The organism is Lysinibacillus sp. SGAir0095, assembly GCF_005491425.1.
Lineage (GTDB): Bacteria > Bacillota > Bacilli > Bacillales_A > Planococcaceae > Ureibacillus.
This window is the reverse complement of record NZ_CP028083.1, coordinates 3,957,587-3,975,291: the sequence shown is the minus strand read 5'-3', so window position 1 is coordinate 3,975,291 and position 17,705 is coordinate 3,957,587. Positions and strand designations below refer to the sequence as shown.

The following is a 17,705-nucleotide window of genomic DNA, read 5'->3' as shown; positions in this document are numbered from 1 at the left end:
AAGAAATCGAACATTCAAGAAGGAGGGAAAACACATGGCGATTAAAAAGTATAAACCAACCTCAAATGGACGTCGTAATATGACTTCATCTGATTTTGCGGAAATCACAACTAATAAGCCTGAAAAGTCATTATTAGAACCAATTAAACGCAAAGCTGGTCGTAATAACCAAGGTAAAATTACTGTTCGTCATCATGGTGGTGGTCATAAGAAGCAATACCGCGTAATCGACTTCAAACGTACTAAAGACGGAATTCCTGCACGCGTAGCTACTATTGAATATGATCCAAACCGCTCTGCGAATATCGCATTAATTAATTATGCTGACGGTGAAAAACGTTACATCTTAGCACCTAAAGGATTAGAAGTTGGTCAAACAATCGTTTCTGGTCCAGATGCTGACATTAAAGTAGGTAACGCTTTACCATTAGCAAACATCCCAATGGGTACAACAATCCATAACATCGAGTTAAAACCTGGTAAAGGCGGACAATTAGTACGTTCTGCTGGTACTTCTGCGCAAGTACTTGGTCGTGAAGGTAAATATGTAATCGTTCGTTTACAATCTGGTGAAGTTCGCTTAATATTAGCAACTTGCCGCGCAACAATCGGTCAAGTTGGTAACGAGCAACACGAACTTATCCACATTGGTAAAGCTGGTCGTTCTCGTTGGTTAGGTAAACGTCCAACAGTTCGTGGTTCTGTAATGAACCCTAATGATCACCCACACGGTGGTGGTGAAGGACGTTCTCCAATCGGACGTAAATCACCAATGACACCATGGGGTAAACCAGCTCTTGGTTACAAAACTCGTAAAAAGAAAAACAAAACTAGTAAGTTTATCATTCGTTCTCGTAAAAAATAATGTGATTGTACTACGGTTCGTACATAGAGCCGTGGTGGAGTCACGGAGGGAGGTTCCTAAATGGGTCGCAGCTTGAAAAAAGGACCTTTTGTGGATGATCACTTAATGACAAAAGTTGAAGCACAAGAAGGTTCAGAGAAAAAACAAGTTATTAAAACTTGGTCACGCCGTTCTACTATCTTCCCGAACTTCATCGGTTTAACAATCGCTGTATATGATGGACGTAAACACGTTCCTGTATATGTGACAGAAGATATGGTAGGTCACAAACTAGGCGAATTCGCACCAACACGTACTTATAAAGGTCATGGTGCAGATGACAAGAAAACAAGACGCTAATTTTGAGAGGAGGTAAATCCTAATGACACAAGCTAAAGCTATCGCTCGCACAGTGCGTATCGCTCCTCGTAAAGTTCGTCTAGTAGTAGACTTAATCCGAGGTAAGCAAATTGGTGAAGCAGTTGCAATTTTACGTCATACTCCAAAAGCGGCGTCTCCAGTCGTTGAGAAAGTATTAAAATCTGCAGTTGCAAACGCTGAGCATAACTATGATTTAGATGTAAACAACCTAGTTGTTTCAGAAGTTTTTGTTGACGAAGGTCCAACATTAAAACGTTTCCGTCCACGTGCACAAGGACGTGCAAGCGCAATTAACAAACGCACAAGCCACATCACTCTAGTGGTATCTGAGAAGAAGGAGGGTTAATCCGTGGGTCAAAAAGTACATCCAATAGGACTACGAGTTGGTATTATTCGTGACTGGGAGTCAAAATGGTACGCTGAGAAGGACTATGCGACTTTATTACACGAAGATATCAAAGTTCGTAAATATATCGAATCTGCTTTAAAAGAAGCTTCAGTTTCTAAAGTAGAAATCGAACGCGCTGCAAACCGCGTAAACATTACAATTCACACTGCGAAACCAGGTATGGTAATCGGTAAAGGCGGTACGGAAGTTGAAAACTTACGTAAATACCTTAACGATCTAACTGGTAAACGTGTACACATTAACATCGTAGAAATCAAAAGAGCTGATCTTGATGCTCGTTTAGTAGCAGAAAACATCGCTCGTCAACTTGAGAACCGCGTATCATTCCGCCGTGCTCAAAAACAAGCAATCCAACGCACAATCCGTGCTGGTGCTAAAGGAATTAAAACACAAGTATCTGGTCGTTTAGGTGGCGCTGACATCGCGCGTGCTGAACATTACAGTGAAGGAACTGTTCCACTTCATACTCTTCGTGCAGACATCGACTATGCTCACGCAGAAGCTGACACTACTTATGGTAAATTAGGCGTTAAAGTATGGATCTATCGTGGTGAAGTCCTTCCAACGAAGAAGAACTCTGTGGAAGGAGGCAAATAACAATGTTATTACCAAAACGCGTAAAATATCGTCGTGAACACCGTGGAAACATGCGTGGTGAAGCGAAAGGCGGTAAAGAAGTATCTTTCGGCGAATGGGGCTTACAAGCAACTACAGCTAGCTGGATCACTAACCGTCAAATCGAATCTGCCCGTATTGCAATGACACGTTACATGAAACGTGGCGGTAAAGTTTGGATTAAAATTTTCCCACATAAACCTTACACTAAAAAGCCTCTAGAGGTTCGAATGGGTTCCGGTAAAGGTTCTCCAGAAGGTTGGGTAGCAGTAGTAAAACCAGGAAAAGTTATGTTTGAAGTTGCTGGTGTATCTGAAGAGATCGCACGTGAAGCACTTCGTTTAGCATCACACAAACTTCCTGTTAAATGTAAAATTGTTAAACGTCAAGAAACTGGTGGTGAATCTAATGAAAGCTAATGAAATCCGTGACCTTGCCACTTCTGAAATTGAATTAAAAGTGAAATCACTGAAAGAAGAGCTTTTCAACCTTCGCTTCCAATTGGCGACTGGGCAATTAGAAAACACAGCTCGCATCCGCGAAGTTCGTAAAGCAATTGCGCGCATGAAAACTGTGATTCGTGAAAGAGAAATCAGTGCAAATAACTGATAAAGGAGGTTCTTTAGTATGACTGAGCGTAATCAACGCAAAGTTTACACGGGCCGTGTAGTTTCAGATAAAATGGACAAAACAGTTACTGTTCTTGTTGAAACTTATAAGAAACATAAATTATATGGTAAACGTGTAAAGTACTCTAAAAAATTTAAGGCTCATGATGAGTTGAACGAAGCGAAAATCGGTGATATCGTACGTATCATGGAAACTCGTCCGTTATCAGCTACAAAACGTTTCCGTCTAGTGGAAGTCGTAGAAAAAGCTGTTATTATTTAATAACATTTTCGGAAACATTCGAATTCCGAAGGGAGGTAACCTAAGTGATCCAACAAGAAAGTCGTATGAAAGTTGCTGACAACTCAGGTGCACGCGAAGTTTTAACAATTAAAGTACTTGGTGGTTCTGGCCGTAAAACTGCTAACATCGGTGATATCGTTGTTGTAACAGTTAAGAAAGCAACACCAGGAGGCGTTGTCAAGAAAGGTGACGTTGTTAAGGCTGTTGTCGTTCGCACAAAATCTGGTGTACGCCGTAAAGATGGTACTTATATTAAATTTGACGAGAATGCTTGCGTAATCATCAAAGACGATAAGTCACCACGCGGAACTCGTATTTTCGGACCTGTTGCACGTGAACTACGTGATAGCAACTTCATGAAAATCGTTTCATTAGCTCCAGAAGTTCTTTAATTTCATGATAGTACCAATCAAGGAGGTGCGACACTAATGCATGTAAAAAAGGGCGACAAAGTAAAAGTTATTACTGGTAAAGATAAAGGTAAAGAAGGCGTAGTTTTAGCTGCTTTCCCAAAACAAGACCGAGTTCTTGTAGAAGGTATTAACATTGTTAAAAAACACGTTAAACCTAACCAGTTAAACCCACAAGGTGGTATTGTAAGCCAAGAAGCAGCAATCCACGTATCGAACGTAATGCTAATCGATCCGAAATCTGGCGAGCCGACTCGTGTAGGTTACAAAATCGAAGATGGTAAAAAAGTTCGTGTTGCAAAAAAATCAGGTGCAGTAATCGACTAAATAGAAATTTGAGAAGGGAGGTACGAACATGAGCCGCCTAAAAGAAAAGTATTTAAATGAAGTTTCTCCTGCTCTTATGAGCAAGTTTGAATATAAATCAGTAATGCAAGTGCCTAAAGTAGACAAAATCGTTATCAACATGGGTGTTGGTGACGCTGTACAAAACTCTAAAGCATTAGATGCTGCTGTAGAAGAATTAACAATCATCACTGGACAAAAACCAGTTGTAACAAAAGCGAAAAAGTCTATCGCTGGTTTCCGTCTACGTGAAGGTATGCCTATCGGTGCAAAAGTTACATTACGTGGTGAACGTATGTATGAATTCTTGGACAAATTAATTGCTATTTCACTTCCACGTGTACGCGACTTCCGCGGTGTTTCTAAAAAATCATTTGATGGTCGTGGAAACTACACATTAGGTGTAAAAGAACAATTAATTTTCCCTGAAATCGATTACGATAAAGTTTCGAAAGTACGCGGTATGGACATCGTAATCGTGACAACTGCGAATTCTGATGAAGAAGCTCGCGAGTTATTGACACAATTCGGTATGCCGTTCCAAAAGTAATAAAATAAGGAGGGCGAAAACGTGGCTAAAAAATCAATGATCGTTAAACAACAACGTAAGCAAAAGTTTAAAGTACAAGAATATACACGTTGTGAACGCTGTGGTCGTCCACATTCTGTATATCGTAAATTTAAACTTTGCCGTATTTGTTTCCGTGAACTTGCATATAAGGGACAAATTCCTGGCGTTAAAAAAGCTAGCTGGTAATCCCCTAAATTGGGAAGGAGGTAAAATTTATGACAATGACAGATCCGATCGCAGATATGCTAACACGCATCCGTAATGCTAACATGGTTCGTCACGAGAAGTTAGAAGTACCAGCTTCAAACTTAAAGAAAGAAATCGCTGAAATTTTAAAGCGTGAAGGTTTCGTTCGTGATGTTGAGTATGTTGAAGATAATAAGCAAGGTATCATCCGTATCTTCTTAAAATATGGAAAAGAAAACGAGCGTGTTATCACTGGCTTAAAACGTATTTCAAAACCTGGCTTACGTGTATATGCTAAAACTGACGAAGTACCTCGTGTACTTAACGGTTTAGGTATCGCTTTAGTATCAACTTCTCAAGGTTTATTAACTGATAAAGAAGCACGTGCTAAAAAAGTTGGCGGAGAAATCTTAGCTTACATTTGGTAATAAGCAATAAAAGAATGGAGGTGCAACTAAATGTCTCGTGTAGGTAAAAAACCAATCGAGGTTCCTGCTGGCGTAACTGTTACTATCGCTGACGATAACACAGTTACTGTTAAAGGACCTAAAGGCGAATTAACTCGTCAATTCAACCAAGATATGAAAATTGAATTAGAAGGCAACATCATCAACGTTGTTCGTCCTTCTGAGTCAAAACAACACCGTACTATTCATGGTACAACTCGTGCGCTATTAGCAAACATGGTTACTGGTGTTTCTGAAGGATTCACTCGTTCACTAGAACTTATCGGTGTAGGTTACCGTGCGCAATTACAAGGTAAAAAACTTGTACTTAACGTAGGTTACTCTCATCCAGTAGAGTTCACACCTGAAGAAGGTCTAGAAATCGAAGTTCCTTCAAACACTAAAGTGATCGTTAAAGGTATTAGCAAAGAACGTGTTGGTGCATTAGCATCTAACATTCGTGATGTTCGCCCACCAGAGCCTTATAAAGGTAAAGGTATTCGTTATGAAGGCGAATTTGTACGTCGTAAAGAAGGTAAAACAGGTAAATAATGCTGCTTAGAGCATTAGAAAGGAGTGACCTCTGTGATTACGAAACAAGATAAAAATCAAGTTCGTAAAAAACGTCATGTGCGTGTTCGTACAAAAATTTCGGGTACTGCTGAGCGTCCACGTTTAAATGTATTCCGTTCAAACAAACACATTTACGCACAACTTATTGACGATGTTGCTGGTGTAACACTTGTTAGTGCAACTTCTCAAGAAAATGGTTTTGAGGGTGCAGGTAGCAATGTAGAAGCTGCGACAAAAATCGGTGAAACAATCGCTAAACGCGCTGCGGAAAAAAATATTACTGCTGTTGTATTTGACCGCGGTGGTTACTTATATCATGGACGTGTAAAAGCTTTAGCTGAAGCTGCACGTGAAAACGGCTTAGAATTTTAATAAGAAGGAGGGACATACTTCATGAGTCGCATTGACGCAAACAAACTTGAACTTGAAGAACGCGTAGTTACGATTAACCGCGTTGCTAAAGTTGTTAAAGGTGGTCGTCGCTTCCGCTTTACAGCACTAGTTGTTGTAGGTGACAAAAACGGTCATGTAGGTTTCGGTACTGGTAAAGCTCAAGAGGTTCCAGACGCGATCCGTAAAGCTGTAGAAGACGCGAAGAAAAACTTAATCGAAGTGCCACGTGTTGGTGGAACAACTCCACATGCTGTTGTTGGTCGCTTCGGAGCAGGTCAAATCTTAATTAAGCCTGCAGCTCCAGGTACTGGAGTTATCGCTGGTGGTCCTGTACGTGCCGTACTTGAACTTGCTGGTATTACTGATATTCTTTCAAAATCTCTAGGTTCAAACACACCAATCAACATGGTACGTGCTACTGTTGCTGGTCTAAATGAACTAAAACGCGCAGAGGACGTTGCAAAACTTCGCGGTAAATCAGTGGAAGAACTATTAGGTTAAGGGGGGGAATTATAATGACAAACAAATTAGAAATTACCCTTACTAAATCTTTAATCGGTACTAAGCCTCAACAACGTAAAATTGTTGAAGCTCTAGGTTTACGTAAAATGAACCAAACTGTAGAACAAGCTGACAACGCAGCTATTCGCGGTATGTTAGATAAAGTAGCTCACTTAGTTACTGTAAAAGGAAATTAATTTTCAAACATTGAACAAGGAGGTGCCACCCATATGAAACTTCATGAGTTAAAACCAGCAGAAGGATCACGTAAAGAGCGTAACCGTGTTGGTCGTGGTATCGGTTCTGGTAACGGTAAAACTGCAGGTAAAGGTCATAAAGGTCAAAACGCTCGTTCTGGCGGCGGCGTTCGTCCTGGATTTGAGGGGGGTCAAAACCCACTATTCCGTCGTTTACCAAAACGCGGCTTTACGAACATCAACCGTAAAGAATTCGCAATCGTTAACCTTGATGCATTAAACCGTTTCGAAGATGGTGCAGAAGTAACACCTGCATTATTACTAGAAACTGGTATTGTGAGTAATGAAAAAGCTGGAATTAAGATTCTAGGTAATGGAACTCTTAACAAAAAGCTTACAGTTAAAGCTCACAAGTTCTCTGCTTCAGCTAAAGAAGCAATCGAGAACGCTGGCGGAACAACTGAGGTGATTTAATGTTTCAGACGATCTCTAACTTTATGCGCGTTCGAGATATACGAAATAAAATCATCTTTACATTATTAATGTTGATTGTTTTCCGTATTGGAACATTCATTCCAGTACCTAACGTCGACTCTCAAGTATTAAAGGTAGCCGATGAGTTTAACTTAATTGGTTTCCTTAATACTTTCGGCGGTGGTGCATTGTCTAACTTCTCAATCTTTGCATTGGGAATTATGCCTTACATTACTGCTTCAATTATTGTTCAACTATTACAAATGGATGTAGTTCCAAAGTTTGCAGAATGGGCAAAACAAGGTGATGTTGGTCGACGTAAGCTGGCACAATTCACTCGTTACTTAACAGTAATTTTAGCCTTCATTCAAGCGTTCGCTATGTCATTTGGTTTCAACCAAATGTACGGTGGTTCGTTAATCACTGATACGAGTGTGTTATCATACTTAACAATCGCGGTCGTGTTAACTGCGGGTACTTCTTTCTTACTGTGGTTAGGTGAACAAATTACTTCACATGGTGTTGGAAATGGTATTTCAATCATTATCTTTGCAGGGATTGTTGCTGCAATTCCAACAACAGTGAACCAAATCTATGCACAACAAATCGAGGATGCTGGTGATCAGCTATTCATTAAGATTGCTATCCTAGTATTACTTGTTTTAGTTATGCTTGCAGTTGTAGTTGGAGTTATTTATATTCAACAAGCGTTGCGTAAAATTCCAATTCAATATGCAAAACGAGTTGCGGGTCGTACGCCACAAGCTGGTGGACAACAAACACATTTACCTTTAAAAGTAAATGCTGCAGGAGTTATTCCGGTAATCTTTGCGATTGCGTTTATTGTTACACCTCAAACTTTAGCTACGTTCTTCGGACAAAATGGTTTCACTACCTTCATCATGAACACGTTTGACTATAATAAACCTGTCGGGATGATTATATATATTGCACTGATTGTTGCGTTTACGTACTTCTATGCATTCATTCAAGTGAATCCTGAGAACTTGTCCGACAACTTGAAAAAACAAGGTGCGTACATTCCTGGCATACGCCCGGGTAACGATACGCAAAGTTACTTAACAAGAGTTCTTTACCGTTTAACATTTGTTGGTGCACTATTCTTAATTGTTATTTCAGTATTGCCGATCCTATTTATTAATTTCATGAACCTACCTGCTTCGGCACAAATTGGTGGTACTAGTGTAATTATCGTAGTTGGTGTTGCTTTAGAAACAATGAAGCAATTAGAAGCTCAACTTGTAAAACGTCACTATAAAGGCTTTATGAAATAAATGCAGGTTTTAGGAAACGTTTATGTTTCCTAAGCCAGCAAGCTTTAGGGGGAGTGAAACGTATGAATATCGTTTTAATGGGTCTACCTGGTGCTGGTAAAGGTACACAAGCAGACAAAATTGTTGAGAAGTACGAAATCCCTCATATTTCTACAGGCGACATGTTCCGTGCTGCTATTAGCGCGGGCACAGAATTAGGTTTAGAAGCTAAATCGTATATGGATCAAGGTGCTCTAGTACCAGATGAAGTTACGATTGGTATCGTTCGTGAACGACTAGCACAAAAAGATTGTGAAAAAGGTTTCTTATTAGACGGGTTCCCACGTACAGTTCCACAAGCTGAGGCTTTAGATAGCATCCTAGATGAACTTGGGAAGAAAATTGATCATACTATCAATATCCAAGTTGAAAAAGATGAACTAGTTGCACGTCTTAGCGGTCGTCGAATTTGTAAAACTTGTGGTACATCTTATCATGTCCTATTCAACCCTCCAAAAGTGGAAGGTAAATGTGACAAAGATGGCGGCGAATTATACACACGTGCGGACGATAATCCTGATACGGTAGCAAACCGTCTGGAAGTAAATATGAATCAAGCACAACCTTTACTTGATTTCTATGAATCTAAAGGTGTTTTAACAAATATCGATGGACAGCAAGATATCGTAAAAGTGTTTGCTGATCTTGACGCTCTATTACTACAGGGCAGCCGCAGCTGATACCCGGCATTAGACGAGAGTCAATTGCTTTTCGCGGGAGAATTTGCGGGTGCAACAAAATAAACTTTATTGAGAGTTGCAAAAGCATATTGTGCCCGGTATACACGAGACACAAATGTGATAGAATCTATTTTGTGGTAAGTGTTATGGGTTTCGTGGAAGCATCTTTGTAACGGGTATGAATCTCTCATCCAAGACATTCCGGGATATCGAGTAAAGAATGGATTCCATTTCTTTATCGGAAGTAGTCATTCCCTGGATTGTGTGAAGCGAAACCAGACGAGCGTCTTTCGAACATCTCTCATACAATCCAAGCATATGTTGGTGAAGTTGCTTCTATTGAATAAAAACAGTTGCATAGATTCTCTTTATCGTGTATGTTAGAGAATCGAAAAACGCATATAGAAGGGAGATAGGGTTGATGGCGAAAGACGATGTAATTGAAGTCGAAGGAACAGTTGTTGAGACTTTGCCAAACGCGATGTTTAAGGTAGAATTAGAAAATGGGCACACGGTGCTTGCACACGTTTCTGGAAAGATTCGTATGCACTTTATCCGTATTTTACCTGGAGATAAGGTTACTATTGAGTTATCTCCATACGATTTAACTCGCGGTCGTATCACATACCGTTTTAAATAATCTTTTGCACTCCGGACTATTAAGGAGGTTGGGTTAGATGAAAGTGAGACCATCTGTGAAACCGATCTGCGAAAAATGTAAAGTAATTCGCCGACGCGGTAAAGTAATGGTAATCTGTGAAAATCCTAAACACAAACAAAAACAAGGATAATTATAAGGAGGTGCACAACGTACATGGCACGTATTGCTGGAGTTGACATTCCTCGCGACAAACGCGTGGTAATTTCATTAACTTACATTTACGGAATTGGTAAAACTACTTCTCAAAAAGTATTATCTGCTGCTGGTGTTAACGCAGACACTCGCGTACGCGATCTTACTGAAGATGAGTTAAACAAAATTCGTGAACAATTAGATACTTACAAAGTGGAAGGTGACTTACGTCGCGAAATTTCACTTAACATTAAACGTCTGATGGAAATCGGTTGTAACCGTGGTATCCGTCACCGTCGTGGTTTACCTGTTCGTGGTCAAAATACGAAAAACAATGCGCGTACGCGTAAAGGTCCTCGTAAAACTGTAGCGAACAAGAAAAAATAATAAGTAAAGGGGGTTCCTTCTTAACATGGCTCGTAAACAACAAACTCGTAAACGTCGTGTGAAAAAGAATATCGAATCTGGTATTGCTCACATCCGTTCTACATTTAACAATACAATCGTAACGATTACAGATATGCAAGGTAACGCAGTATCTTGGTCTAGTGCTGGTGCGCTTGGATTCAGAGGTTCACGTAAATCTACTCCTTATGCTGCTCAAATGGCTGCTGAAGCTGCTGCAAAAGCGTCCGTTGAACATGGTCTGAAGACGTTGGAAGTAACTGTTAAAGGTCCTGGTGCTGGTCGTGAAGCTGCAATTCGTGCACTTCAAGCTGCTGGTTTAGATGTAACTGCAATCAAAGATGTTACTCCAGTACCACATAACGGTTGCCGTCCGCCAAAACGTCGTCGTGTGTAATGGGTGCATCTCAAAGTACTTTTTGAGTTCATCATTGCTTGTACAAAACAAAATCTTGTGCAAATCTTATAAAGTCAATAAATTTTGACTATTATGATGTTATGAACCTATACATTCGATGTTTTGAAGGAGGGTAAATTGAATGATCGAAATTGAAAAACCAAAGATTGAAACTGTTGAGATCAGCGAAGATTCCAAATATGGCAAGTTTGTTGTAGAACCGCTTGAACGCGGATACGGAAACACTTTGGGTAATTCTTTACGTCGTATCCTTCTGTCTTCATTACCAGGGGCTGCTGTTACATCTATTCAAATTGATGGTGTATTACACGAATTCTCAACTGTAGAAGGCGTAGTAGAAGATGTTGCTTCAATTATTTTGAATATCAAAAAACTTGCACTTAAAATCTACTCTGACGAAGAAAAAGTTATTGAGATTGATGTGAAAGGTGATGGAACGGTTACAGCTGCTGATATCACACATGACAGTGACGTTGAAATATTGAATCCAGATTTGTATATTGCAACAATCGCTAAAAATGGTCATTTACGTATGCGTATGTACGCTCGTCGTGGCCGTGGATATACTCCTGCTGATCAAAACAAACGTGAGGATCTTCCTATTGGCGTGATCCCGATCGACTCTATTTACACTCCAGTTTCACGCGTTAATTTTCAAGTAGAGAACACTCGTGTTGGACAGAATTCTGATTTCGACAAGTTATCACTTGATGTGTGGACAGATGGTAGCATCGGTCCAAAAGAGGCGATATCGCTCGGAGCGAAAATACTAACTGAGCACCTTAATATCTTTGTAGGCTTAACGAATGAGGCACAAACTGCTGAAATCATGGTCGAAAAAGAAGAGGATCAAAAAGAAAAAGTTTTAGAGATGACGATTGAGGAGTTAGATCTTTCAGTTCGTTCTTATAACTGTTTAAAACGCGCTGGTATCAATACGGTATTAGAACTTGCGAATAAATCAGAAGACGACATGATGAAAGTACGTAATCTTGGTCGTAAGTCACTAGAAGAAGTAAAAGCTAAATTAGAAGAACTTGGTTTAGGATTACGTAAAGAAGACTAATCAAGTGAATTTACTTATAGCATTCTAGATTAAAGGAGGGAACATCCATGGGTTACAGAAAACTTGGTCGTACAAGTTCTCAACGTAAAGCGTTATTACGTGATTTAGCTACTGACTTAATCATCAACGAACGCATCGAAACTACTGAAGCACGTGCGAAAGAATTACGTTCTGTAGTTGATAAAATGATTACTTTAGGTAAACGTGGAGATTTACATGCTCGTCGTCAAGCGGCTGCATTTATCCGTCGTGAATTAGTAACAACTACTGATGCTGAAGGTAACGAAACAACTTCATTTGCACTTCAAAAGTTATTTAATGATGTTGCACCACGTTACGCTGAGCGTCAAGGTGGTTACACTCGTATCCTTAAAGTAGGACCTCGCCGTGGTGACGGTGCACCTGTAGTAGTTATCGAATTAGTTTAATATTTGATTTCTTATGTAAACAGGTAGGAGGGTGTCCGGTTCACCGGTTGAACCCGGACCCCTCTATTTTTATTAAATGATTTATACGACAATAAAATGGCTTGAGCGTTATAATGAGCGGATCACTTGTTGATGGCGTCTCGTCTAGCTCTCCGCACCTCATTCAAAAAGAGCACGGAATTGAGCAGCTGTGTTCTTGTTACAAATGTAGAAGTAAAGCGCATTTCTCTGAATGAGGTGCGCGCTTTTTTATTTTCTTAAAAACGGCTGGAGTCTATCTGCTGTACTTAAGGTATTTTAAAATTACATATACAAAAATAAAGTACGTTTCAATCGCGTTGTTTTGCTGATTTGTAAACGTACCTTATTTATATATATGACACCTTATACGAAAAGGTAGCATTGCTGTCTAAAACAGTGTAATTTAGTTAGTAGAGATAGAGAGGAGCAAAGATCAGTGACCGAGATTTTATCGTTTAATAATGTAAGTTTTTCATATACACCAGATAACCCGGAGCTTCGAAAAGCTGTTCAAAATGTTTCGTTTTCGATAAACGAAGGAGAATGGATCGCGATTGTCGGACATAACGGTTCTGGGAAATCAACGATGGTCAAGCTAGTAAGCGGATTACTCTTTCCACAAGAGGGAGAAGTTCGTGTGATGAGAAATGTTTTAACAGAAGAGAACTTATGGGAAACCCGTTCAAATATCGGTATGGTTTTCCAAAATCCTGATAATCAATTTGTTGGTGCTACTGTGCAAGATGATGTAGCCTTTGCTTTAGAAAATAGTGGAGTACCCTATAAAGATATGGTTGAACGTGTTCATTCATCACTTGCGCAAGTAAAGATGGACAAGTTTTTAAACCATGAGCCTCACCATTTATCTGGTGGACAAAAACAACGAGTTGCAATCGCAGGAGCTCTTGCTATGCGACCAAAGCTCCTGATTTTAGATGAGGCGACATCCATGCTCGATCCACAAGGTCGTGATGAGGTATTAAAAACAGTTCGTGCACTACGTGAAGAAATTGGTTTAACTGTTCTTTCCATTACACATGATGTAGAGGAAGCACTGTTTGCTGATCGTGTGTTATTTATGAATGATGGGAAAAAGTATGCTGAAGGAACGCCTACTGAAATCTTTGCACTTGGTGACAAGTTGGTGGAATTTGGTTTAGAGCTACCTTTTGCTATGCGAATGACAAACCTTTTCAAAGAAAATGGTGTGTTATTAGCAGGACAACATATGACAGAAGAAGAGTTGGTGAATGATCTATGGACATCAAACTTCAACAAGTAAGCTACGCCTATTCGATGGGGACACCTTTTGAAAAATATGCTTTATTTGGTGTTGATTTAACAATTCCTCATGGAACCTATCAGGCAATCATAGGACATACAGGATCGGGGAAGTCTACCATCCTTCAGCACTTTAATGGCCTTTTAAAGCCGTCAAAAGGACAAGTACATATCGGAGAACGTGTAATTGAAGCCGGGAAGAAAGCGAAGGAGCTAAAGCCAGTTCGCCAAAAGGTGGGCATTGTTTTTCAGTTTCCTGAACATCAATTATTTGAAGAAACCGTTCTAAAGGATATTATGTTTGGACCCATGAACTTTGGAGTGTCCGAACAAGTAGCTGAAGAACGGGCACGCGAGCTAATTAAGCTAGTAGGCTTACCAGAGGAAACTTTAAACAAGTCACCCTTTGATTTGTCTGGTGGCCAAATGCGTCGTGTGGCGATTGCTGGTGTGCTTGCAATGGATCCTGAGGTTATCGTTTTAGATGAGCCGACAGCTGGTCTTGACCCCCGTGGGCAAAAAGAGATTATGGACATGTTCTATTCCCTTCATAAAGAACGTGGGTTAACGACGATACTAGTTACTCATAGTATGGAAGATGCGGCACGCTACGCGGACAAAATCGCGATTATGCATGAAGGTCATAGTGTACTGAACGGAACACCAAGTGAAATTTTTTCGGATGCGGATACTCTTGAAAAATATCGTTTAGAACTGCCGCATATTGTCCGTTTCCAAAGAAAGATTGAAAAGTTAATGAATAAGTCACTTTCAAAAATTTGCTTAACAGAGGAAGAACTGGCAGCGGAAGTTGCACATGCCATACGAGAGGGGCGTGATGCTAAATGATGGAAAAAATGATTTTTGGCCGTTATATACCTGGTGATTCATTTGTACATCGATTAGATCCTCGCTCTAAGCTAATCTTTGTTTTTGCTTTTATCTTAGTAGTTTTTTTAGCGAATAACATCATTACCTATGCGTTTCTATTAGCATTTACCTTGCTTGTTATTTTAATGTCTCGTATTCGTTTATACTTTTTGATTAATGGTTTAAAGCCGGTGATGATTCTATTAGTATTTACGTTCTTAATTCATATTCTATTTACTAGAGAAGGGGACATTCTCCTTGAACTTGGCTTCTTTAAAGTCTATGAGGAAGGGTTAAGACAAGGGATATTTATTTCAATACGTTTCCTGGTACTTGTATTTATGACATCTATTTTGACTTTGACGACTTCACCTATTTCGATAACAGATGGGATTGAAGTATTGCTAAACCCTTTAAAAAAGGTAAAACTGCCTGTCCATGAATTAGCTTTAATGATGTCTATTGCCCTTCGCTTTATACCGACATTAATGGATGAAACAGATAAAATTATGAAAGCGCAAATGGCACGTGGTTCGGATTTAAGTGCCGGGCCTTTAAAAGATCGTGTGAAGGCTGTTGTGCCACTTTTAGTACCGCTTTTTGTCAGTGCTTTTAAACGGGCTGAGGATTTAGCAACAGCTATGGAGGTACGAGGATATCGTGGAGGAGAAGGACGGACGCGATATCGCCAGTTAAAATGGGATTGGCGCGACACAGTATGTTTAGTTGTATTTGTCATTATGACGGCATTATTGGTATTTTACCGTAATTAGGGATAAGTTTGAGGTGACGTGATTGAGACGTTTAAAAGCAACGATTAGCTATGATGGTACTCTTTTTGCAGGGTATCAGGTTCAACCAGGGGAAAGAACTGTTCAGCTTGAAATTGAAACTGTATTATCGAAAATGCATAAAGGCGAGAAAGTTAAAATAACTGCGAGTGGTCGCACGGATGCCCGTGTGCATGCAACTGGACAGGTGATTCATTTTGATACATCGCTTTCAATTCCACTGGATCGTTATAAAAAAGCATTAAATGTCCAATTGCCTCGAGATATCCGTGTGATAGCAGTAGAGGAAGCAGAGGCTGATTTCCATGCTAGATACAGTGTAACGGGGAAACGGTATAGATACATTTGGAATTGCGAATCAGAGCAAAGTCCTTTTCGTAGACACTATACGGTTGAAACCAATGGGGTGAAGCCGAATATCGATAATATGCAGGCTGCTGCACAATATATTATCGGTACCCATGATTTCTCATGCTTCTGTGCGGCGAATACAAGTGTAGTAGATAAAGTTCGTACTGTTCATTCATTGAACTTCTCCTGGCAGGGAGAAGAGCTTCATATGGTCATAGAAGGTAACGGCTTTTTATATAACATGGTACGAATCATTGCCGGTACCTTGTGGGAAGTTGGTATAGGGAAGAAAGAAGCAGGAGACTTAAAGAAAATTGTTGCTTCAATGGATCGCGGAAATGCGGGTAAAACCGCACCACCACAGGGTCTCTACCTTGAGAAAGTTTTCTATAAAAATGAGACATAGAACGCCCAAAATCTGGTCATACACGTACTTAGATATGTGTGCTAAAATAAATAAGCAACACGTCCAGGTGTGTTGCTTTTTTTCTTGACTTATGTGTAAATATATTATAAGATGACATATGGTATTTTCATTACCACCACAAATAAGCCCCGAAACTTATAAGTGTATACTAATGAAAAATAACGGTAATCGAATCGATTAGGAGGATATATAAATGCGTACAACATTCATGGCTAAAGGTCACGAAGTAGATCGTAAATGGTTAGTAGTTGACGCAGAAGGTCAAACGCTTGGACGTTTAGCTTCTGAAGTAGCTGCTATCTTACGCGGTAAACATAAACCAACATTCACACCAAACGTAGACACAGGTGACTTTGTTATCGTAATCAACGCTGACAAAATTCATTTAACAGGTAACAAATTAGAAGGTAAAATTTATTACCGTCACACTCAATTCGCTGGTGGTTTAAAACAACGTACAGCTGGCGAAATGAAAGACAAATACCCAACACAAATGATCGAATTAGCAGTTAAAGGGATGCTTCCTAAAAACTCTTTAGGACGTAAAATGTTCGGTAAACTTAACGTTTATACTGGAGCAGAACACCCACATGCAGCACAAAAACCGGAAAGCTATACGCTTCGCGGATAATTATTAAGAGGAGGATATACCCTTGGCACAAGTTCAATATATCGGCACAGGTCGCCGTAAAAGCTCAGTAGCTCGCGTACGTTTAGTACCAGGCGAAGGTAAAATTGTTATCAACAACCGTAGTATCGAAGAGTACTTACCATTCGAAACTTTACACTTAATCATCAACCAACCATTAGAAGCAACTCAAACTAAAGGTAGCTATGATGTATTTGTAAACGTAAACGGTGGTGGATTCACAGGTCAAGCTGGTGCAATCCGTCACGGTATCGCTCGTGCGTTACTATCAGTTGACCCAGATTTCCGTCCAGCACTTAAATCTGCAGGTTTACTAACTCGTGACCCACGTATGAAAGAACGTAAAAAATACGGTCTTAAAGGTGCTCGTCGTGCGCCTCAGTTCTCAAAACGTTAATTTTGGCGTTTCAAGACTCTCAAAGCATTTGCTTTGGGGGTCTTTTTTTATGGAAATGAGGTTTTAAGGACGATATATTTTTTCATTGTTAATGGTAAAAATCACCTAATATTTCAAACAAATATAGATTTTTCATTAATTTCGTGTAATATAGAATTTAATTAAATGTTTTGCAGGGGGACACGATTCGTGTTGAGAAGGTTAAACCTGACCCTTAGAACCTGATCCGTTAATACGGGCGTAGGGAGCAACGTACAAATTATCTATGTGCTTGTATGCTCTCCTTTTTTCGAGGAGAGCTTTTCTTTTGCAAAATTACTTTAATTGCGGGGGGACACATTCGTGTTGAGAAGGTTAAAACCTGACCCTTAGAACCTGACAGTTAAGACTGACGTAGGGAGCAATCAAGGGTGTAGTCTACCTTTTTTTGGCCTTTACTATCTAAAGTAGAGGCTTTTTTGCTCTTGGAATCACTAAAAGGAGGACAAGGAGATGCATTTTTTGAAGAAATTTCAAACAGAATCAGATGGACAAGGA

At 39.8% G+C, this 17,705-nt stretch carries 31 protein-coding genes and 2 riboswitches; all 31 genes read left to right on the top strand.

Going from position 1 to position 17,705, the window contains the following annotated elements:
- Positions 1-34 precede the first annotated feature (34 nt).
- The 31 genes from rplB to rpsI all read left to right on the top strand — a co-directional run bounded on the left by rplB (position 35) and on the right by rpsI (position 17,168).
- Positions 35-865: a 50S ribosomal protein L2 gene (rplB, locus tag C1N55_RS19590; protein ID WP_137730337.1), complete on the top strand. Its 831-nt coding sequence runs from the start codon at positions 35-37 to the stop codon at positions 863-865.
- A gap of 60 nt (positions 866-925) precedes the next feature.
- Entirely contained in the window at positions 926-1,204 is a 279-nt protein-coding gene (rpsS, locus tag C1N55_RS19585; protein ID WP_137730336.1) for a 30S ribosomal protein S19, read from the top strand.
- 22 nt (positions 1,205-1,226) lie between these two features.
- On the top strand, positions 1,227-1,571 hold the full coding sequence (gene rplV / locus C1N55_RS19580; RefSeq protein WP_036200749.1) for a 50S ribosomal protein L22: 345 nt from the start codon (positions 1,227-1,229) through the stop codon (positions 1,569-1,571).
- A 3-nt stretch (positions 1,572-1,574) separates the two neighbouring features.
- Positions 1,575-2,231 (top strand): 30S ribosomal protein S3, encoded by a 657-nt coding sequence (gene rpsC / locus C1N55_RS19575; protein ID WP_137730335.1) that lies wholly within the window; start codon positions 1,575-1,577, stop codon positions 2,229-2,231.
- A 2-nt stretch (positions 2,232-2,233) separates the two neighbouring features.
- Positions 2,234-2,668: a 50S ribosomal protein L16 gene (rplP, locus tag C1N55_RS19570; RefSeq protein WP_107932312.1), complete on the top strand. Its 435-nt coding sequence runs from the start codon at positions 2,234-2,236 to the stop codon at positions 2,666-2,668.
- Positions 2,658-2,858, top strand: a complete 201-nt coding sequence (gene rpmC / locus C1N55_RS19565) for a 50S ribosomal protein L29 (protein ID WP_004233646.1) — start codon at positions 2,658-2,660, stop codon at positions 2,856-2,858. Before rplP ends, rpmC begins: the two co-directional genes overlap by 11 nt.
- 18 nt (positions 2,859-2,876) lie before the next feature.
- Complete coding sequence (gene rpsQ, locus C1N55_RS19560; protein WP_036200740.1) at positions 2,877-3,140, top strand: 30S ribosomal protein S17; 264 nt, start codon at positions 2,877-2,879, stop codon at positions 3,138-3,140.
- 44 nt (positions 3,141-3,184) lie between these two features.
- Entirely contained in the window at positions 3,185-3,553 is a 369-nt protein-coding gene (gene rplN, locus C1N55_RS19555) for a 50S ribosomal protein L14 (protein WP_036200739.1), read from the top strand.
- 36 nt (positions 3,554-3,589) lie between these two features.
- The gene (gene rplX, locus C1N55_RS19550) at positions 3,590-3,898 is read left to right on the top strand and encodes a 50S ribosomal protein L24 (protein ID WP_036200735.1); all 309 of its coding nucleotides are present in this window, start codon (positions 3,590-3,592) and stop codon (positions 3,896-3,898) included.
- A gap of 28 nt (positions 3,899-3,926) precedes the next feature.
- Positions 3,927-4,466, top strand: coding sequence for a 50S ribosomal protein L5 (gene rplE, locus C1N55_RS19545; RefSeq protein ID WP_137730334.1), 540 nt, complete (start codon positions 3,927-3,929; stop codon positions 4,464-4,466).
- Between the two features lie 21 nt (positions 4,467-4,487).
- Entirely contained in the window at positions 4,488-4,673 is a 186-nt protein-coding gene (locus C1N55_RS19540) for a type Z 30S ribosomal protein S14 (RefSeq protein ID WP_004233656.1), read from the top strand.
- Positions 4,674-4,702: 29 nt separating this feature from the next.
- A complete protein-coding gene (rpsH, locus tag C1N55_RS19535) occupies positions 4,703-5,101 on the top strand; it encodes a 30S ribosomal protein S8 (protein ID WP_107932318.1) in 399 nt (132 codons plus the stop codon).
- A gap of 30 nt (positions 5,102-5,131) precedes the next feature.
- Complete coding sequence (gene rplF, locus C1N55_RS19530) at positions 5,132-5,671, top strand: 50S ribosomal protein L6 (RefSeq protein WP_137730333.1); 540 nt, start codon at positions 5,132-5,134, stop codon at positions 5,669-5,671.
- A 33-nt stretch (positions 5,672-5,704) separates the two neighbouring features.
- Positions 5,705-6,064, top strand: a complete 360-nt coding sequence (gene rplR, locus C1N55_RS19525; protein WP_137730332.1) for a 50S ribosomal protein L18 — start codon at positions 5,705-5,707, stop codon at positions 6,062-6,064.
- A gap of 21 nt (positions 6,065-6,085) precedes the next feature.
- A complete protein-coding gene (gene rpsE / locus C1N55_RS19520; protein WP_137730331.1) occupies positions 6,086-6,586 on the top strand; it encodes a 30S ribosomal protein S5 in 501 nt (166 codons plus the stop codon).
- A gap of 14 nt (positions 6,587-6,600) precedes the next feature.
- Complete coding sequence (gene rpmD / locus C1N55_RS19515; protein WP_107932326.1) at positions 6,601-6,783, top strand: 50S ribosomal protein L30; 183 nt, start codon at positions 6,601-6,603, stop codon at positions 6,781-6,783.
- Between the two features lie 33 nt (positions 6,784-6,816).
- Positions 6,817-7,257, top strand: coding sequence for a 50S ribosomal protein L15 (gene rplO, locus C1N55_RS19510; RefSeq protein ID WP_137730330.1), 441 nt, complete (start codon positions 6,817-6,819; stop codon positions 7,255-7,257).
- Entirely contained in the window at positions 7,257-8,552 is a 1,296-nt protein-coding gene (gene secY / locus C1N55_RS19505; protein WP_137730329.1) for a preprotein translocase subunit SecY, read from the top strand. The genes rplO and secY overlap by 1 nt, the downstream gene beginning before the upstream one ends.
- A 62-nt stretch (positions 8,553-8,614) precedes the next feature.
- Positions 8,615-9,271, top strand: a complete 657-nt coding sequence (locus C1N55_RS19500) for an adenylate kinase (RefSeq protein WP_137730328.1) — start codon at positions 8,615-8,617, stop codon at positions 9,269-9,271.
- Positions 9,272-9,692: 421 nt separating this feature from the next.
- The gene (infA, locus tag C1N55_RS19495) at positions 9,693-9,911 is read left to right on the top strand and encodes a translation initiation factor IF-1 (protein ID WP_016839390.1); all 219 of its coding nucleotides are present in this window, start codon (positions 9,693-9,695) and stop codon (positions 9,909-9,911) included.
- A gap of 37 nt (positions 9,912-9,948) precedes the next feature.
- Entirely contained in the window at positions 9,949-10,062 is a 114-nt protein-coding gene (gene rpmJ, locus C1N55_RS19490) for a 50S ribosomal protein L36 (protein WP_000868344.1), read from the top strand.
- 23 nt (positions 10,063-10,085) lie between these two features.
- Positions 10,086-10,451 (top strand): 30S ribosomal protein S13, encoded by a 366-nt coding sequence (rpsM, locus tag C1N55_RS19485; RefSeq protein WP_137730327.1) that lies wholly within the window; start codon positions 10,086-10,088, stop codon positions 10,449-10,451.
- 25 nt (positions 10,452-10,476) lie between these two features.
- Positions 10,477-10,866 carry a 30S ribosomal protein S11 gene (gene rpsK, locus C1N55_RS19480; protein ID WP_137730326.1) on the top strand — a complete coding sequence of 130 codons (390 nt, stop codon included), beginning with the start codon at positions 10,477-10,479 and terminating at the stop codon, positions 10,864-10,866.
- A gap of 142 nt (positions 10,867-11,008) precedes the next feature.
- On the top strand, positions 11,009-11,953 hold the full coding sequence (locus C1N55_RS19475; RefSeq protein WP_036200721.1) for a DNA-directed RNA polymerase subunit alpha: 945 nt from the start codon (positions 11,009-11,011) through the stop codon (positions 11,951-11,953).
- Between the two features lie 47 nt (positions 11,954-12,000).
- Positions 12,001-12,381 carry a 50S ribosomal protein L17 gene (gene rplQ, locus C1N55_RS19470; protein WP_107932339.1) on the top strand — a complete coding sequence of 127 codons (381 nt, stop codon included), beginning with the start codon at positions 12,001-12,003 and terminating at the stop codon, positions 12,379-12,381.
- Between the two features lie 457 nt (positions 12,382-12,838).
- Entirely contained in the window at positions 12,839-13,684 is an 846-nt protein-coding gene (locus C1N55_RS19465) for an energy-coupling factor ABC transporter ATP-binding protein (RefSeq protein WP_137730325.1), read from the top strand.
- The gene (locus C1N55_RS19460; protein WP_137730324.1) at positions 13,660-14,532 is read left to right on the top strand and encodes an energy-coupling factor ABC transporter ATP-binding protein; all 873 of its coding nucleotides are present in this window, start codon (positions 13,660-13,662) and stop codon (positions 14,530-14,532) included. The genes C1N55_RS19465 and C1N55_RS19460 overlap by 25 nt, the downstream gene beginning before the upstream one ends.
- Entirely contained in the window at positions 14,529-15,326 is a 798-nt protein-coding gene (locus C1N55_RS19455) for an energy-coupling factor transporter transmembrane component T family protein (RefSeq protein WP_137730323.1), read from the top strand. Before C1N55_RS19460 ends, C1N55_RS19455 begins: the two co-directional genes overlap by 4 nt.
- 22 nt (positions 15,327-15,348) lie before the next feature.
- Positions 15,349-16,101 carry a tRNA pseudouridine(38-40) synthase TruA gene (gene truA / locus C1N55_RS19450; RefSeq protein ID WP_137730322.1) on the top strand — a complete coding sequence of 251 codons (753 nt, stop codon included), beginning with the start codon at positions 15,349-15,351 and terminating at the stop codon, positions 16,099-16,101.
- Positions 16,102-16,315: 214 nt separating this feature from the next.
- Positions 16,316-16,753 (top strand): 50S ribosomal protein L13, encoded by a 438-nt coding sequence (rplM, locus tag C1N55_RS19445; protein WP_137730321.1) that lies wholly within the window; start codon positions 16,316-16,318, stop codon positions 16,751-16,753.
- Positions 16,754-16,775: 22 nt separating this feature from the next.
- A complete protein-coding gene (rpsI, locus tag C1N55_RS19440) occupies positions 16,776-17,168 on the top strand; it encodes a 30S ribosomal protein S9 (RefSeq protein WP_036200707.1) in 393 nt (130 codons plus the stop codon).
- Between the two features lie 164 nt (positions 17,169-17,332).
- Positions 17,333-17,432: riboswitch (TPP riboswitch) on the top strand.
- Between the two features lie 54 nt (positions 17,433-17,486).
- Positions 17,487-17,585, top strand: a riboswitch (TPP riboswitch).
- Positions 17,586-17,705 lie beyond the last annotated feature (120 nt).

Bases quoted from the DNA above. Each gene is read 5' to 3' on its own strand.
- rpsM (WP_137730327.1), top strand. From the start codon at position 10,086: ATGGCACGTATTGCTGGAGTTGACATTCCTCGCGACAAACGCGTGGTA.
- rpsH (WP_107932318.1), top strand. From the start codon at position 4,703: ATGACAATGACAGATCCGATCGCAGATATGCTAACACGCATCCGTAAT.
- rplE (WP_137730334.1), top strand. From the start codon at position 3,927: ATGAGCCGCCTAAAAGAAAAGTATTTAAATGAAGTTTCTCCTGCTCTT.
- rpmJ (WP_000868344.1), top strand. From the start codon at position 9,949: ATGAAAGTGAGACCATCTGTGAAACCGATCTGCGAAAAATGTAAAGTA.
- rplM (WP_137730321.1), top strand. From the start codon at position 16,316: ATGCGTACAACATTCATGGCTAAAGGTCACGAAGTAGATCGTAAATGG.
- rplP (WP_107932312.1), top strand. From the start codon at position 2,234: ATGTTATTACCAAAACGCGTAAAATATCGTCGTGAACACCGTGGAAAC.
- rplO (WP_137730330.1), top strand. From the start codon at position 6,817: ATGAAACTTCATGAGTTAAAACCAGCAGAAGGATCACGTAAAGAGCGT.
- C1N55_RS19475 (WP_036200721.1), top strand. From the start codon at position 11,009: ATGATCGAAATTGAAAAACCAAAGATTGAAACTGTTGAGATCAGCGAA.
- rpmC (WP_004233646.1), top strand. From the start codon at position 2,658: ATGAAAGCTAATGAAATCCGTGACCTTGCCACTTCTGAAATTGAATTA.
- rplF (WP_137730333.1), top strand. From the start codon at position 5,132: ATGTCTCGTGTAGGTAAAAAACCAATCGAGGTTCCTGCTGGCGTAACT.
- rplV (WP_036200749.1), top strand. From the start codon at position 1,227: ATGACACAAGCTAAAGCTATCGCTCGCACAGTGCGTATCGCTCCTCGT.
- C1N55_RS19500 (WP_137730328.1), top strand. From the start codon at position 8,615: ATGAATATCGTTTTAATGGGTCTACCTGGTGCTGGTAAAGGTACACAA.
- rplQ (WP_107932339.1), top strand. From the start codon at position 12,001: ATGGGTTACAGAAAACTTGGTCGTACAAGTTCTCAACGTAAAGCGTTA.
- C1N55_RS19455 (WP_137730323.1), top strand. From the start codon at position 14,529: ATGATGGAAAAAATGATTTTTGGCCGTTATATACCTGGTGATTCATTT.
- rplB (WP_137730337.1), top strand. From the start codon at position 35: ATGGCGATTAAAAAGTATAAACCAACCTCAAATGGACGTCGTAATATG.
- C1N55_RS19460 (WP_137730324.1), top strand. From the start codon at position 13,660: ATGGACATCAAACTTCAACAAGTAAGCTACGCCTATTCGATGGGGACA.
- secY (WP_137730329.1), top strand. From the start codon at position 7,257: ATGTTTCAGACGATCTCTAACTTTATGCGCGTTCGAGATATACGAAAT.
- rpsQ (WP_036200740.1), top strand. From the start codon at position 2,877: ATGACTGAGCGTAATCAACGCAAAGTTTACACGGGCCGTGTAGTTTCA.
- rplX (WP_036200735.1), top strand. From the start codon at position 3,590: ATGCATGTAAAAAAGGGCGACAAAGTAAAAGTTATTACTGGTAAAGAT.
- rpmD (WP_107932326.1), top strand. From the start codon at position 6,601: ATGACAAACAAATTAGAAATTACCCTTACTAAATCTTTAATCGGTACT.
- infA (WP_016839390.1), top strand. From the start codon at position 9,693: ATGGCGAAAGACGATGTAATTGAAGTCGAAGGAACAGTTGTTGAGACT.
- rpsK (WP_137730326.1), top strand. From the start codon at position 10,477: ATGGCTCGTAAACAACAAACTCGTAAACGTCGTGTGAAAAAGAATATC.
- rpsE (WP_137730331.1), top strand. From the start codon at position 6,086: ATGAGTCGCATTGACGCAAACAAACTTGAACTTGAAGAACGCGTAGTT.
- rpsS (WP_137730336.1), top strand. From the start codon at position 926: ATGGGTCGCAGCTTGAAAAAAGGACCTTTTGTGGATGATCACTTAATG.